This is a genomic window from Vibrio renipiscarius, assembly GCF_000827885.1.
Lineage (GTDB): Bacteria > Pseudomonadota > Gammaproteobacteria > Enterobacterales > Vibrionaceae > Vibrio > Vibrio renipiscarius.
In genome coordinates, this window is sequence record NZ_JTKH01000024.1 from 414,448 (window position 1) to 430,919 (window position 16,472).

At 42.8% G+C, this 16,472-nt stretch carries 12 protein-coding genes; 3 read left to right on the forward strand and 9 right to left on the reverse strand.

Features of this window, described 5'->3' with window-relative positions:
• Nucleotides 1-137: 137 nt before the first annotated feature.
• Entirely contained in the window at nt 138-1,031 is an 894-nt protein-coding gene (locus tag OJ16_RS15475; RefSeq protein ID WP_040992149.1) for a LysR family transcriptional regulator, read from the reverse strand.
• Nucleotides 1,032-1,131: 100 nt separating this feature from the next.
• Here OJ16_RS15475 and OJ16_RS15480 point away from each other — a divergent pair, with 100 nt between their 5' ends.
• From OJ16_RS15480 to OJ16_RS15490, 3 genes are all read left to right on the forward strand, one after another.
• The gene (locus tag OJ16_RS15480) at nt 1,132-1,488 is read left to right on the forward strand and encodes a DoxX family protein (RefSeq protein WP_040992150.1); all 357 of its coding nucleotides are present in this window, start codon (nt 1,132-1,134) and stop codon (nt 1,486-1,488) included.
• A gap of 294 nt (nt 1,489-1,782) precedes the next feature.
• Nucleotides 1,783-2,817, forward strand: coding sequence for a hypothetical protein (locus OJ16_RS15485; RefSeq protein ID WP_040992151.1), 1,035 nt, complete (start codon nt 1,783-1,785; stop codon nt 2,815-2,817).
• 451 nt (nt 2,818-3,268) lie between these two features.
• A complete protein-coding gene (locus OJ16_RS15490) occupies nt 3,269-4,912 on the forward strand; it encodes a P-loop NTPase family protein (protein ID WP_040992152.1) in 1,644 nt (547 codons plus the stop codon).
• A 473-nt stretch (nt 4,913-5,385) separates the two neighbouring features.
• On the opposite strand, the gene OJ16_RS15495 is transcribed toward OJ16_RS15490, so the two are convergent.
• From OJ16_RS15495 to fadB, 8 genes are all read right to left on the reverse strand, one after another.
• On the reverse strand, nt 5,386-6,138 hold the full coding sequence (locus OJ16_RS15495) for a metalloregulator ArsR/SmtB family transcription factor (RefSeq protein WP_040992153.1): 753 nt from the start codon (nt 6,136-6,138) through the stop codon (nt 5,386-5,388).
• Between the two features lie 114 nt (nt 6,139-6,252).
• On the reverse strand, nt 6,253-7,044 hold the full coding sequence (pstB, locus tag OJ16_RS15500) for a phosphate ABC transporter ATP-binding protein PstB (protein ID WP_040992154.1): 792 nt from the start codon (nt 7,042-7,044) through the stop codon (nt 6,253-6,255).
• The gene (gene pstA, locus OJ16_RS15505; RefSeq protein ID WP_040992155.1) at nt 7,041-7,877 is read right to left on the reverse strand and encodes a phosphate ABC transporter permease PstA; all 837 of its coding nucleotides are present in this window, start codon (nt 7,875-7,877) and stop codon (nt 7,041-7,043) included. The genes pstB and pstA overlap by 4 nt, the downstream gene beginning before the upstream one ends.
• A gap of 223 nt (nt 7,878-8,100) precedes the next feature.
• Nucleotides 8,101-9,027, reverse strand: coding sequence for a phosphate ABC transporter permease subunit PstC (pstC, locus tag OJ16_RS15515; protein ID WP_052810388.1), 927 nt, complete (start codon nt 9,025-9,027; stop codon nt 8,101-8,103).
• Between the two features lie 77 nt (nt 9,028-9,104).
• Entirely contained in the window at nt 9,105-10,133 is a 1,029-nt protein-coding gene (pstS, locus tag OJ16_RS15520) for a phosphate ABC transporter substrate-binding protein PstS (protein ID WP_268871265.1), read from the reverse strand.
• Between the two features lie 769 nt (nt 10,134-10,902).
• Nucleotides 10,903-12,411 (reverse strand): DUF3360 domain-containing protein, encoded by a 1,509-nt coding sequence (locus OJ16_RS15525; RefSeq protein WP_040992157.1) that lies wholly within the window; start codon nt 12,409-12,411, stop codon nt 10,903-10,905.
• A gap of 727 nt (nt 12,412-13,138) precedes the next feature.
• Nucleotides 13,139-14,299 (reverse strand): acetyl-CoA C-acyltransferase FadA, encoded by a 1,161-nt coding sequence (gene fadA, locus OJ16_RS15530; protein WP_040992158.1) that lies wholly within the window; start codon nt 14,297-14,299, stop codon nt 13,139-13,141.
• A 15-nt stretch (nt 14,300-14,314) separates the two neighbouring features.
• Complete coding sequence (gene fadB / locus OJ16_RS15535) at nt 14,315-16,468, reverse strand: fatty acid oxidation complex subunit alpha FadB (RefSeq protein ID WP_040992159.1); 2,154 nt, start codon at nt 16,466-16,468, stop codon at nt 14,315-14,317.
• Between the last annotated feature and the right edge of the window lie 4 nt (nt 16,469-16,472).

Genomic DNA, 16,472 nt, shown 5'->3' on the forward strand with positions numbered 1-16,472 from the left:
AGCTCTGAAGTAAAGGCACTAAAGCATAGGTCCTAAAGCATAGGCCCTAAAGCAAAAGGGTTAGAGGTAAGCCGTGGCATTGGTCAATGGATGGTCATCAAAAACCTTACACCTACCCTATTCTTTCAAACGTGTATTCAATTTTTCTGCGCGCGAAAATGCTCAGCAAGAAAATCAATAAATGCGCAAATACGCTTAGGCTGGTAATCACTGTCTTTAAAGACCATATACATGGGTAGCTTAATCGGTTCATATTGCGTTAAAACCGGCGTTAATATCCCTTGATGTAGCTCATCTTCAATCATCCATTTGGGCATCGCCGCAATCCCCAGCCCCAACTTTGCCATCTGTACTAACATCTCTGGACTATCACAACGAAATTGCTCTTTTACTTTGGCTTTAATGACGACTTGATTATCCATAAATCGCCACAAATTTGAGGGCGTAGACAAGCTATAGCACAGGCATTTATGCCACTGTAGATCTTGGGCTGTCTCAATAGGAGGCTGACTTGTTAAGTACGTTGGTGAGGCAAAATAGACAAGTTCATTATCCATAAGCCACTTCGCTTTTAATCCCGAGTCTTTAAGGTATGAAGCGCGAATGGCAATATCGATATCGCTTTCAACTAAATCCGCTAACTTGTCAGACACTGATACATCAACGCTCAGATCGGGGTGCAATCTCATAAAGTCATTCAACGGCTCGGCCAATAATCGAACGCTAAACGCACTGGGAACGGATAAGGTTAAGGTGCCGAAGACTTCAGCTTGCTGTTGCCTTAATTGCGATTCAAACGCACTCATCTCTTCGATAAGCTTTAACGCTAAACCCAAATATTGCTTGCCACTCGTCGTCAGGCTAACCGCACGCGCATGGCGATGAAACAAGGTGATACCAACATCTTGCTCCAGCCATTGGATCTTTTTACTTACCGCACTTTGAGTGGTATTCAATTCTTTGGCAGCGGCGGTAAACGAACCTAGTGCGGCAACACGAGTAAAGACTTTTAAACAGGTAAACTTGTCCATGACATTCCTATTTGGAATGGTAATAAGGTAAATATTAGTCTGTTTAGCAGACTATAGGAATGGTTTAATAGGCCTATCGTTTACTTAAGGAGCTCAAGCCATGTTGTTTATACAAGGGTTATTAATCGCCTTTTTCCTATTTGCCAGTTTTGTTAAAACGGTTGGCATGCCGAAGAAAATATTTACCCTTCAACTCGAGTTTTTCCACAATTATGGCCTTAACCGCATCGCTATGTTTTTGGTGGGAATAATTGAAGCGATAGGCGCTATCACCATGTTACTTGGGATATCATTGGCAAATCCAAAACTCAGCGCAATCGGCGCGAGTCTAACGGCATTTACCTCAATTGGGGCGATATTCTTTCATTTGCGATTTGATACATGGAAGGATGCTGTGCCATCAATGGTGACGTTAACTCTGTCATTTATGGTGGTGTTCGCGATGGTTCGACTTTGATGGGGAAGTGCTGAAAACCTTCAAGTGATGTGTTCTACGTTGATTTTGGATAATTATTTGTCAGTGGCTTTGCTAAATTAGCGATCTATGGATTATCTCAAGTATAGGAAACCTTGACAGGAAAAATGCAAAACGCGCCCCCCCCTTACATCTTAATAATCAATAAATGTATAAACAAAAAATAGTAACAGACGAATTTATTGTAATAAATTACGGCTAATTACAACTTTATCGTAATGAAACACCTCGGAATTATTGCTACCTTATTCGAAAATGATTAACAAGGAGCAAATAATGGCTGGAATTGAAAAATATGAGTCAGTCCTATTGATTGAACATGCGATCAGTGCGTTTAAAAATCGAGGCAAGTCACAAGCTGACTTAGCTGAATTTTTGGGGATTGAGCCTAGTAGACTATCTGAAGGAAAAAAAGGAAACTGGCGGCTTATGTCGTCTCAAAAGGTGTCGATAGTTCGTGAATTTGGATACCCTAGACAAGGAAGAGGTGTTTATATAAAAGCAGAGCATTATACAACGGTTGATAAACTTATTGATTCTTTTCATGACATTGGAAATCAACGGTACTATCAGAGGCTATCAAAAATCTTAAGGAGTAAGGACTATCTTAGCAAGATATTAAAATCTGTGTTTCTTAAGGATAATCAATGTAAATCAGAAGACACGACGCGTACGAAATTAAATGATTACATCAGTAGTGATGATTTTTATCGATGGTTTAATAGTAAAGATACGCCCTATAATCTTACTACTACCGATGCATGGGATAAGTGTGGGTTGAGCGCTATTGATGGTTATGAATATAAAATCATCTCAAATTATTTATACAGAGTTGGGCTTTTAAAATTTAGTCATGATTCAAGTTACATGATTGGGAATGAGCTCAATGAAAACCTGATTGAAGTCGAGATAGTCCTATCTGGTGATATTATTTTAGATGTTAATATTCCCATCCGAAAAAATGAGCAACTAGAGTCGCCAATATCAATCCCCTCATATTATAACGACTCGACTGGGTATACAGGTTATGAAGAAATATTACCGGACTCTTGGAATATGGTTCACTTCAAGCTTTTCCTATCAGAATCAATGCGCTATAACGCACTAATCTCATTTAAACCTTATGAAAATTCGGTGAGTTACTTGACCAATAGACGCAACATCATTATCGAAGACTTAGATCAGGTTGAATTATTTCAAGAGATTGAAACGATAAGAAAGTTTCTTGGTGAATCGTTCTCATTTGAGGAAAAAATAAAATACAATATTGCAGAGAATGGTGGTTATGTTCCAGGAGTAAGACGGTTGTAGTCGTAAAAACACCACAATCCAATCTACAACCCTGAGACGCAGGGTTGTAGTGGCACGCTGAATTTGTTACTCAGATAGAAGTACCATCTAACTTTACTTCCGTATTTTCTAGCTTACTAAATATCGGTCAAATTATACTTCAGTGGACTAATTTGCTAATAGCTCGTACGGAACATACGTGCTAGCGGTGATCGTGCCAGCACGTATCTGGACATAAATGACTTAGGGTGAAAAACCTAGGTCTAGCATTTCAGATAAGCTGAACTTGTTTAAATCTAGTTAACGAACGACTATCAACTGGGTGGCGACTCCAGAGGTTTGAAGTCTGTAAGATTGATTTTAACGGAGTATTGCGGAAGGACACTTGTGAAAACACCTCATTTTATTCAAGTATCTGATTAAAAACATTATAGTACCCTACTAAGTAACCATTCTTTTTGTGAGGACACTGATGCCCGCTGATTTAGTAAAAGAGCAAATACAGAAATTCTTAGCCACAGATAAGCCAGAAGTGCTTGCTATTAAAGGTGGTTGGGGGGTTGGTAAGACTTTCAGTTGGGAGCAGTATGTGAAAGAGTTTAAAGGAGATTGTGCTTTGAAGCACTACTCCTATGTATCTTTGTTTGGTGCCAAATCTCTTGATGATATCAAAAAGGCTACGTTTCTGAATACTATTGATACTCGTAACATCGGTCAGCCATTAAATATCAAGTCTCGTTCTAAATCTTGGACTGAGTCACTGCAAGGTCTCAAAATTAAAGGCGTTAGTGTTGGTGATATGCTTGGTGCTGTTTCACAATTGGCTATGGATAAGACGATTATTTGTTTTGATGACCTAGAGCGGCATAGTAAAGGTATAACTATCAAAGACTTCATGGGGCTGGTTTCGTATTACAAAGAGCAAAAGGGCTGTAAGGTTGTTTTGTTGCTAAACGAAGAGGTGGGAGATGAAACTTTTAATGATTATCAAAAATACAAAGAGAAAGTAGTTGATAAACAACTTCATTTTGAGCCAACAGCAGAAGAAAGCTTTGACACTATGTACAGTAAAGACGATGAAATCAAGGATTACGTTCGTCATTGCTGCGTCTCACTAAATATTAAAAACAAACGAATCATCACTAAGATAGAAGGACATATCCAAGACTCTTTAGGGCAACTTGCTAATGCAGGTTTTGACCTAAGCATACAGCAACAGATTATTCGTTCAGTTGTGCTACTAAGTTTTAGCTATTACGGTTCTGGATCAGAACATAAATATATCCCTAGTTTTAAGTACTTGACCTACACTAAAAGTGCTTTTGCTCATGATTATGATGAAGAACTTAAAAAAGAAGCCGATGAGAACAATTGGGAGACCTTTTTAACGCAATACGGCTCAGGGTGGCTTGATGAGTTAGACTTGGCACTAGCTTCAGGCATTAAACAAGGTTTCTTTGATGGAGAGAAGTTATCAACTTTGTGCTCTTCTAAGCAGAGTGCGATTAACATACAAAACAAGAGTAAAAAGCTAGATGAAGCTTGGGATGTTTTTCATGGTTCATTTGAAGCGGATGAAGTTGATGTTATCCGATATATGGAGGCTGGCCTCAAAGATGTTATAGGGAGTGCTTCGCCTTCTCAGTTTAGTTCAGGTTTGTCTGTGTTACGTGAAATTGGGGGAAATGGCGTAACTAAGGCTGATGAGCTGATTGCATTGTTTATTGATACAAGAAAGGAAAACTACGAGGTTTTTGATCTTGATAGCTTTGAGGCTAACCCATTTGGCGTTCGTGATAAAGAGTTTGCTCGAAGTTTAAGAGAAGCGCATAGAATTCATGCGCCAGTCATTACCATTGAAAGTATCTTAGAAAAAAGAAAAGGAACTAACTCATACAATGCAGGAGAACCCGAGATACTAGACCGAATGAGCAAAGACGAGATTAAAGCGATGTTTTTGAGCTTTAAGGGAAAAGAACTGTATGAAAATATCAAGGTATTCATTTTATTATCAGGGAACAACGCCTCACTGAAGGAAAAAGTTGATACTGCTTTAGATGAAATTGCAGCTATGAGTCCTCTAAATAAGTCTCGAATGGGTAAATTTCAGCGTTAATCTAATGACTAAATAACCATAATTGCTAGGAAAGGGGGCTATGCCCCTTTTTTATACTTTAGCATCAGAGAGAAGTGGGAAAGATCTCATCGATTAGCCTTTGCTCGGTGTGACACTGGTGTACAATGATATTATAAAAAATAAGTGAAAAAACGCTCGAGTTTCGAAGATGAAGTTTGGTCGAAACTCACTTTGGGGCAAAAACGATTTAGAGTTGCTGTTCTAAATCGTTGTTGGACACTTCTGAGTTACGAAATGCCACCGGTGAAAGTTCTGGACAGTTCCGTGCTATATGCATCGCTAAATTAGCATTTAACGGATTACTTGAGATATAGCAAAACCTCTAAAGTAGTGGCTTAATTCACTTAACCACTACATTTATGTTGGACCACCAAGTACTTGGATAACTACATTGGGCTGTAACTTAAATCATCAAATCAAATAATGCACTCTAGAAGAGAAATTTTTGCTTCCTAGAGGTGCTCTATTTTTGGTCTTTCATTGGAATTAAGTAATTTGATTATGGCTTGTAGCTTTACATGATTGGCTATAATAGCTTGATCTAAAACGACAGTTGCCCAATGGGGTACTGCGGAGGAAATGGAGTAATAAACCCAAAGACCTTGTCGTCGATCTTGAAGCAAACCACTTTTACGAAACTGTGCTAGCGCTCTTGAAATCGTTGGTTGAGGTTCTTGAAGCGCATTCGCTAATTCGCTTACGCTCAGTTCTTTCTCTATATACAGCAACGCCAAAATCATCATTCTTGTTTTGTCCGCCAAAGATTTAAAAAACGCAACGGAGTCGAATTCACTTTCAGGATGGTCACTATGGACGATCGAAAAGAGGTGGATGCGTTTTTCTATTTCAGTAAAAGTAAGTTCGAAACTATCATTTACCGCTTTGAGTTTTGGCTGAGAAATATCCCAAGATATCGTTTCTGTCACCCCAGGAATAGTGGCACATTCAGTATAAGCTGATGCACAAAGTGTAATCAAATAATCAAACTCACTCCCACTAAAAGCATCTAAAGGCTTAGACTTCATGTTTTCAATAGAGTAGCCATGCTCTTGAAGAGTCTTTATCGTTCTTGGATCGATATCTTTTGGCGAACTCCCTGCACTGAAAGCTTCAAATTCGTCACTATAATCACGATTAACAATGGCCTCAGCTAATTGCGAGCGCGCTGAATTACCCGTACACACAAAAAGAATGCGTTTTTTCATGGAGTCTCCCTATTTGTCAGAGCGATAGTACAAGATGCTTCATAGGGGTTCAATTTTTAGTAAATCCAGAATAAGCATCCTTGCTCTTTTTAGTACTGGCCCGCAGAGTAGGTTTTACCCAAAGTTACCGGAAATATATTGGCGCGTTTTTTCGTGCTTGGAGTGATTAAAGACTTGATCAGTCTGACCAAACTCAATCATTTCACCAAGATACATAAAACCTGTGTAGTCTGAGATTCTGCGTGCTTGTTGCATGTTATGAGTCACAATTACGATAGTGTATTTTTCACGTAGTTCAGTAATCAACTCTTCAATAGCCGCAGTCGCAATAGGGTCAAGTGCCGAAGTTGGTTCATCCATTAGGATCACTTCAGGCTCTAGTGCAATTGTTCTGGCAATACACAGGCGCTGTTGTTGCCCACCTGAGAGTGCCGACGCATCACTACTGAGTTTGTCCTTCACTTCTTCCCAAAGGTGCGAGCGGCGTAGAGCCTTTTCGATACGTTGATCCATTTCACCTTTAGTTAAACTCGAATTTAACTTCAGCCCAAAAGCCATGTTGTCATAGATGCTCATTGGGAAAGGCGTTGGTTTTTGAAATACCATGCCAATCTTTGAACGCAACTCGCTAAGATCGAGTTTGTTGCTCAAAATACTCTCCCCATCGAGTAATATTTCCCCTTCAACTTGCTGGCCTCGATACAGCTCATAAATTCGGTTCATTGTGCGTAGTAAGGTGGATTTACCGCAACCAGAAGGACCAATCAGCGCCGTCACTTTGTTAATGTGGACCGGTAGTGATACATGTTTAAGCGCAGGCTTCGAGCCTTTTTCGTAAAAGAAGTTAAGCCCTTGAACATCCATGCGAAGTGCTTGGGCAGTTTGAGTTTTTTGTGATGTCATCATGCTTTAGTCGCCTGAGTAAATTTAGAAACAAGGGTTGCGAGAACATTCAAAATAAGAATGAATGTAGTGATCAATAGAGCCCCCGCCCACGCAAGATCAATCCAGCTTTCGTAAGGACTCATAGCAAACTGATAGATGGTGACGGGTAAGTTTGCCATTGGTTGGGATAGGTCAACCGTCATGTAGTTACTATTTAGAGCAGTAAATAGCAAAGGTGCAGTTTCACCAGACATACGTGCAATAGACAGTAAGATTGCGGTAATAATGCCAGGAGCTACAGCGCGATAGCATAGTTTGGTAAGCACAATCCATTGTGGAGCACCCAGACCTGCGCCCGCCTCTTTTAATGTTGTAGGGACTAAACGCAGCATTTCTTCGGTTGATGAAATGATCACAGGTAGAGCCAACACAGCTAAAGCGATTGCCCCTGCAATACCTGAGTATGTACCCATAGTCACGACCATCGCTCCGTAGATAAACAAACCGACTAAAATGGATGGCGTACTCACCAACAACAAATTCATGAAGCGAATAACGTCGGCAAACTTATCACCTTTTGAGGTTTGCGATAGCCATGTTCCTGCAAGAACGCCAACGGGTGCAGCAATGGCAATCCCGATGGATGTCATGATTAAGCTGCCGACAATGGCATTTTTTAGTCCGCCTTCACTTCCTGGGCCAGGGGTGATTTCGGTGAAAACAGCGAGACTAATACCTGAGATACCGTTACTGATTAAGGTATATAGAATACTAATGAGAACCACGAGACCAAAGCCTGTTGCGGCGGTGCATGCACCTTTAAATAGATACTCTTTTACGCGACGAAAATTCATGATTTTTGGCCCAAAAACAAACGGCAAAGACAGAAAATAACCAAAGTGGCTGCTAATGCCAGTAATCCAAAGCTCGTTAGAATCGAATGTAATGTTGGATTAACGATATTGGCCCAATGCTGTGCCATGGTGCTAAAGAGTCCAATTAACACAACCAGAACTAAGTCCAATATGGTCATCGATGTCTCTTTGAAAAAACGTGTTTTTAAATGGCTAATTTTCATTATTTTTCCCCTAGTAATAGACGACTTAGGCCAATAATGACTAAGGTGATAGTCAGCAAAACTAAACCTAAGCTAATCAATGCCGAGATATGGGTTGGGTCACTAGCCTCATTAAATTGCTGGGAAATTGTGGCTGATATGGAACTTGCAGGCATAAATAGTGATGCATTTATTGAGTTAGAACCACCAATAACAAAAGCAACAGCCATTGTTTCACCCAGCGCTCGACCTGTGCCTAATAGACTTGCCGCAACCACAGTGCTACGAATCTTTGGTAATAAAACTTTCAAGATCACTTCGTTGGATGTTGCACCAAGCCCGTACCCAGCTTCACGCACAACGTTTGGAATTGAAGCAAGAGCATCACGCGTCAATGCGATCATGATAGGCAAAATCATAAAAGATAAAATGATGCCAGCGGTTAGCAAACCAATACCAATCGGTGGGCCATCAAATAGAAGACCTATGACAGGTACTTCAACCAAATTCATCAGTGCCCACATTTGAAAGCCATCTGCAAACCATGGTGCAAAAACAAACAGTCCCCACATGCCGTAAATAATGCTAGGAATTGCCGCCAGCAATTCAATAGCTTTGCCAACAGGAACACTAAACCATTTTGGAGTGAGTTCATTTAGGAAAATTGCACAGCCAATAGCCACTGGAATCGCAATAATGATCGCAATGAGTGACGAAACAAGCGTGCCAAATATCGCAGGCAGTGCGCCAAAGCTTTTGCTGACAGGGTTCCATTCCGTGCTGGCAACAAAAGAAAATCCAAGTTGGCTAAATGCTAATTCACTGCCAATAATCAGTTCTAGCAGCAAGCCTGTAACTAGGATCAAAACCAAAAATGCACAGGCGAAACTTATTTTGCTAAATGCAAAGTCAGCCGTCAGTATTTTGGTTGTTGTCTTAATATGCATAACGAATTCTCAATTAATGAGGATACATTCAAGCATCCTCAAATTTTTCGTATAACTTAGTAGATTGCCTTTCCGTTTTACTGGAAGCGTTCACCCCAAGCGTTTTCGATGATTTCAACCACTTCTTCCGGCATTGGGATATAGTCCAATGACGTTGCGATCTCAGCGCCGCGGTCACTGTAGCTCCAATGGAAAAAATCGAAGATAGCTTTGGCTGTTGCTGCATCAGATTGCTCTTTATGCATTAAAACAAAAGTTGCTGCGGTCATTGGCCAAGACTCTGCTCCTGGTTGATCGTTCAGCAAAATATCGAGAGTCGGAGTATTAACCCAATCGGCATTAGCTGCTGCTTTTGAAAAACTGTTGATATCAGGAGAGACAAACTCACCTGCTTTATTTTGTAACGTAGTGTGGGTCATGTTGTTTTGCTTAGCGTAAGCAAATTCTACATAACCAATTGAGCCACGAGTGCGTGAAACGAAATTGGCGACCCCTGCGTTACCTTTACCACCAATAGTTGTTGCTTGTTTTGGCCATGCGACATCGGTATTTACCCCAACACTCTCAGACCACTCATTGCTCACTAATGCGAGGTAGTGAGTAAAGTTAAAGGTGGTGCCGGATCCATCCGAACGATGAATAACGATAATTGGGAAAGGAGGAAGATTCAGATCTGGGTTGAGATCCTTTATGGCCTCGTCATTCCACTTTTTGATTTTTCCTAGGTAAATATCAGCCAGCAGTGCTCCGGTTAGCTTAAGCTCATCACTCTTAATTCCTGGGATGTTTACAACAGGAACGATACCGCCAATGACGATCGGGAATTGAATGAGTCCTTGCCTATCGAGCCTTGCAGGATCGAGCGGAGCATCAGAGGCTCCAAAGTCGACGGTTTTCTCTTCAATTTGACGGATACCACCACCGGAACCAATAGCTTGATAATTAAGCTTTACACCAGTCATTTTGTTGTAGTTTTCAGACCAACTAGAAATGATTGGATGGGCAAAAGTAGACCCTGCACCGTTAACTGTCATGTCAGCGAAAGCTGCGGCAGAAATCATCCCTGCAGCAGCCGTTAGTAATAGTTGCTTGGCGAAGCTCTTCACGGTCTTATCCTCAACAATAGATTCAATAATTGATTTGCTTAGTCTTCTTGCTGATTTATATCAGGCAAGCGTTACCCGGCAAACAATATGGCACTTTTGATATATTGTCAATTCGACATATATGAAATGGTGCAATTAAATTTGATCAAGACTTGAAGTGGAAACTTTTTTTCTAACTAGATAATGTGCTCACGAGAGATTTATAACCGAGTTTTTTACAACAGTATTTTGGATTAGCGCAACTAAGGCAAACTAGTCTTGATGCAAGCTTACTAACACCTAATCGTAAGAAAGTTTTGGGGCACTTCGGTGTTATGAAGTGCCAACTGTGAAGGTTCTGGGCACAACTTCGTTCAAATTCCCCCATTTAAAGAAGATTTCAATCCGCCCAAGATAAATACTACTGTAGGTAAAAATGCAGGACGCATTTTTAGGTTTTCGGCGTCGGGAACGCCTAAAACCGACCGAACAACGACTACCGAACCAAAGCGCCTTTCTGATGACTCTTTGGCAAAGCAAAGAGTCATTGGGCCGCTGATGAATAAGCTAGTGACAGGTACATAAGTAATAAGCGGAACATACTTCGGGGCAGAAATGTGGCGCTTCCTGATCGAGAAACAACAACTCTATTCAGCCAGTGAAGTAGCACGGTGACAATCGTTCGATAGAGAAAACAAAGGCCTTGCGATTGCGAGGCCTTGTTGTATTCCAACCAAAATATAATGACAAAAACGGTTTAGCACCACTGCACTAAACCGTTTCTATTAGATTAACGAAAACTTGGGATGATTGCCGGAATCCCTGGCAAAAGACCAACCAACGCCATCACACCACTTAGCACAATAAACATCGCTCCAGGCAGCACCCAACGGCTCATTTTACTCAGTTCACTGCTACGTTCTTTACAGCCGACTAAGCCTAAGTTATCCAACAGCATGGTGAGCGACCAGCCAAATGCTGGGTTAACGAGCGCTGAAGCAAAGACAACAATCGCCGCCGATTGGGTGGTTTTCCCTTCACGCGTCATTTCCATTCCAGCTTCTAGCAATGGAACAAATACCCCAACAATCAGCGCGACACAGAGTACAGGTTGCCATATCGCTAAATCCATCGGGTAGCCCCAAATTGCCGCGATGATACAGAACAGAGCTGTCAACAAAGCGCCAGCAGGAATAGGACGTTTAGCAATCGCCGCCGGTATGATGTAAGTCCCCCATGAAGAAGTAAAATTAGTCCCACCAAGCAGAGAACCGAACGTTTGACGAATGGAAGCCGTGGTCATGGTATCGTCAATGTTCATATGAACTTTTTCTGTACGTTCTGGGTAGCTGATTTTTTGAAACACCTGATGGCCTAAAAAATCTGGCGACCACATCGCCACGGCTAAAATAGCAAACGGCAACACCACCATGAAATGTTCAAGCGTCGGTAAGCCTAGCATCCAGCCTGTATTTTCTCCCCACCAATACATCGGGTTCATATTGGGCAAACCAGGCTCGGTTTGAAAAGAAAATGGAGCACCCATGGCAAAAGCGATAGAACCACCCAGCAAGCAGCTTAGAGGTACGGCTAGCCAACGCTTACGAAAATGTTCCAATAACGCATATAAAATAATGGTGCAAAAGATCACGACAAAAGCAATATGACTCATGCCGATGCCCTCAGCCCAAGCGAACAGTTTTTTCACTTGAGAGACGGTTCCTACAAAGCCAAGGTAGAGTAATAAGCCGCCACACACGCCTTTACTGGTGAGATTGGCCAACATACTGCCACCTTTACTGATGGCTAAGAGTAAGCCAAACGTGCCAATCAGCAACCCAAAAGCCATAGGATGCCCACCCGCGGCAACGACAATCGGAATTAAAGGAATGAGTGGGCCGTGTGTCCCAGCAAGGTTCGCGGTCGGTAGTAGAAAACCAGAGAAAAGAATAATGAAAACAGAGGCGATGAGGAGTTCATAACGCACATTTTCTAAAATAAAGCCTTCATTTAGCCCTAGCGCTCCGGCAAAGGTTGCGGCAATAGCGCCTACCATCACCACTTTACCAATGGTCGCCGCCATCGCTGGGATAGTATCTTCTATCTCAAATCGATAATCTTTAAACGGCAAATTGGGACGCCAGCGTTTCGGCGCCATGATCTGTAATTCGTGCTCTAAATATTGTTCTCGGGAATCAAATTCTGAACTTGGTTTGTGTTGTTGCTCATAAGTGAGTTCGCCCTCGTTGGCTTGAGGTTTATCTGGTCGTATTTGTTCGGACTCTAAAGTACTGCTCATGTTGATTCCTTTCGCTCGCACTCTATACCCAAACAACGTTAATAACTCATGGCACGAGTACGCTATATATTCCCTGCCATCAATAACTCGATGACTCTATATTTTTAATCAGTTAATTTGTTATTAATAAATGAAGTTAACTCACTATTAAATAAAAAGAACAAATCAACTCACTGCTTAAAACAACCACTAAATTTCAGCTGCTAGTACCTTATACCAAACGAAAAAAAACAAACAGTCTCAGTCAGTTAGACATTAGTCGTAGAGTAAGACGAAGAGTATGAGAAAGCGCTGGCAGTCCGTATCGTTCGCATTTATATACCCTTAATTTCATTGGTAATAATGTAAGGCGATAAACAGAATCAGGTCTTATCTTTTTCAGTTATTATTTTTGCAATACAAACGTTATACCCGTCCTACTTGAAGTTGCAGCGGTGTTGACTGGCACTCTCAAACCTCATCACATAGCGCACCTATGCTCAGAGGCTTTGTTCGCTTGTCGCCTACCTGCATCTTCAAGTTGTTTGGGTATAGGTGATTATTTGAATTCAGATTGCAGGGCGTAATGCATTTTGGGGCTTCGATGAGTGGCTCCTACCCCAAAAAACGCCACCACAAACACAACGCACTAAAAAAGCCTTCAACACAGGTTGAAGGCTTGAATCGTTACCCTAATTTATTGTCTTGGTCACCTAGATGACGATCTCAGATCGAACGATTAAGTGGCTCACTCCACTCTTTCGATAATCGTCGCAATACCTTGTCCCATACCAATACACATAGTTGCTAGCCCGTATCGACCACCACGCTGTTCCATAATATTGATAAGGCTACCGACGATGCGAGCACCCGAACACCCTAAAGGATGACCCAGTGAAATCGCTCCACCATGCAGATTCACTTTGTCTTCACGCTGCTCCCACAAGCCTAAGTCTTTTAAACACGGGATAGCTTGCGCTGCAAACGCTTCATTCACTTCTGCAAAATCGATATCGGCGATCGTGAGATCCGTCTTCGCTAACGCTTTTTTGGTTGCCGGTACGGGTCCATAACCCATAAGTGCGGCAGGCACTCCCGCAGAGGCAGACGAGATAACCCTAGCTCTCGGTTTAATGCCGAGCTCGATGGCTTTATCTTCACTCATCACCAGCAAACAAGATGCGCCGTCAGATAAGGCCGAAGACGTACCCGCCGTTACCGTTCCTCGCGGATCAAATGCAGGACGAAGCTTAGATAAAGACTCAACCGTCGTTTCAGGGCGAATCACCTCGTCATGCTTAACCAAGATGGGAGCACCGCTTTCGTCATGACCCATGGTTGGGACAATCTCTTTATCAAAGCGACCTTCAAGTGTCGCTTCGTGCGCAAGTCGGTGCGAGCGAGCGCCCAGCTCATCTTGCTCTTCACGCGACACGTTATGCAGTTGCCCAAGGGCTTCCGCCGTTAACCCCATCATCGCAGATGCTTGTGCCATATTGCGGTTGTATGGGTTTAGGTTGATGCCTTTTGTCATCGGGATATGCCCCATATGCTCAACACCACCAACGAGGACAACATCGGCATCACCCGCTTTTATCGAACGCGTCGCCATGTGCAAAGCGTCCATCGACGATCCACACAAACGGTTCACCGTGGTTGCTGGTACTTCTTCAGACAACCCAGCTTGAAGTGCTGCGACCTTCGCAAGGTTAACACCCTGCTCTTCTGTTTGCTGCACACAACCCCAGATCACATCATCAATCAGAGTGGATTCAACCTTTGGCTGACGCTTCAGCATTGCACTCATTAAGTGAGACGAAAGATCATCGGCTCGTACATGTCGAAATACACCATTTTTTGAACGCCCCATTGGAGTTCGAATCGCATCTACAATCACTACGTTTTTCATATTTCTTACTCCAGGTTACGCGTAAAAATTACGGTTCAGTTCAACACGGTCACTAAGACCTTGAGGGATAGCATATAAAGAACCTAAGTCTTCATATTGTTGGGCAATCTCTAGCAGCTTATCGAGACCCATGCTATCCATGTAGTAGAAGATTCCGCCACGGAATGCCGGGAATCCAGTGCCGTAGATAAACGCAATATCACCCTCAGCCGCTGAAGAAATAATGCCGTCATCTAAACAGCGAATCGCTTCATACATCATCGGCAACATCATTCGCAGTGTGATGTCTTGAGGCTCCATTGAGGTTGGTGCACCACAAAGGCGTTCAATAAGCGCAGTGGTTTCCAAATGGCTTTCTGGTTGTAAGCGACCTTTGCGATCCGCTTTGTACAGATAGAAACCCTCTTTTGTTTTTTGTCCTAAACGTCCTTTCGCCACAGATTCCGCGATCAGATTAGTCTCTGGTTTAGCTAAACGCGTTGGGAAGGCTTCGCTCATCACATCAATGCAGTGGTCTGCGGTATCGAGTCCAATCACATCAAGCAGATGCGCTGGCCCCATTGGCCAACCAAACCCTTTGCTCATCACTTTGTCGATTTGAGCAATATCACCGCCCGCAACCAACAGTTGGTTGAAAGCCAAGAAGTAAGGCGTTAGGCAGCGATTAACCAAGAAGCCAGCACAGTCGTTCACTACGATAGGCGTCTTGCCAAGTGCCAGAACGTAATTAACTGCGGTTGCAATGGTTTCTGGTGATGTTTGCTCACCTTTGATCACTTCAACCAACGGCATGCGATGCACTGGGTTAAAGAAGTGAATGCCACAGAAGTTCTCTGGGTTCTTTAATGAGTGCGCTAAGCCACTGATCATCAAAGTAGATGTGTTTGATGCAATCATTGCATTTGGCGCAACCTGTTCAAGCTCAGCTAACACCTTTTCTTTAACGATTGGATTCTCAACGACCGCTTCTATCACCAAATCACAGCTGTCTAACGCTGCGTTGTGCAAAGTCGGCACGATACGGTTGAGCACTTGACCCATCGCCTCTGGGCTCTTACGACCGCGAGTGACTTGCTTTGAAAGCAGTTGATTGGCTTCATTGAGCCCTAACGCTAAGCCCTGTTTGTTGATGTCTTTGAGTACTACATCCAACTTTTTATCCGCAGTAACATAAGCGATACCGCCGCCCATAATGCCCGCGCCGACCACACCCACTTCTTCAGTTTTCTTGCCGCCTTTAGCGTGTTTCTTTGCTGTCGCTTTTACTGCCATGTCGCTCAGGAAAACATTCACTAAAGCGTCTGCTACACCACTTGCGACACATTTAATGATTCCCGCTTGCTCAAGCTTTAAGGCTTCATCGCGAGAACAACGAGCGCTTTGAGAAATCGTGTTCAGAATAATGTCCGGTGCCGGATAATGCGGACCAGCGGCTTTCGCGACCATGCCTTTAGCCACATTAATCGACATCGCCAGTTCCGCGTCATTCAGAGTCAGTGGCGCTTGTTTTTCTGCATAACGCTGCTGCCAATCAAAGTCACCAGAGATGCACGACTCAAGCATGGTTAACGCGCTTTCGATTGGGTTTGTCTTACTCGCATCGATCACACCGTCAACAACGTGATGTTCTAACGCTTGCTGCGCCTTAAAAGTTTTACCCGTGGTTAGCCATTGCAGTGCCGTATCCACACCTGTGATGCGCGGTAATCGAGTCACCCCACCCCATGCTGGCATAATGCCAAGCTTAACTTCAGGCAGGCTCATTTTTAGGTCGGTCGTGGCAAGACGATAATCCGCAAGCAGTGAAAGCTCTACCCCACCACCAACCGCGACACCATTAACGATGGCGACTTTAGGAAGGTTCAGGTCTTCAATTCGGTTATAAATGGAATGCGCCCATGATAAGTAATCGGTAATAGCCGCATCACCGTCACTAAACAGAGAGCGAAAGGCTTTTACATCCGCACCCGCGCTAAATAACGCTTTGCCTGAACGGATGATCAGACCGGCAGCATCACTGTTTTCAAGTTGCTCGACACAGCTTTCAAGTTCAATTAACGCCGACTTAGTGAGTGTATTAACCGAATCTGATTCTGCGTTGAAAACCAATTCAACAATACGATCAGAATCTTCGATAAATGCGAGTTTGAAAAATTGTCCTGTAAACATAATT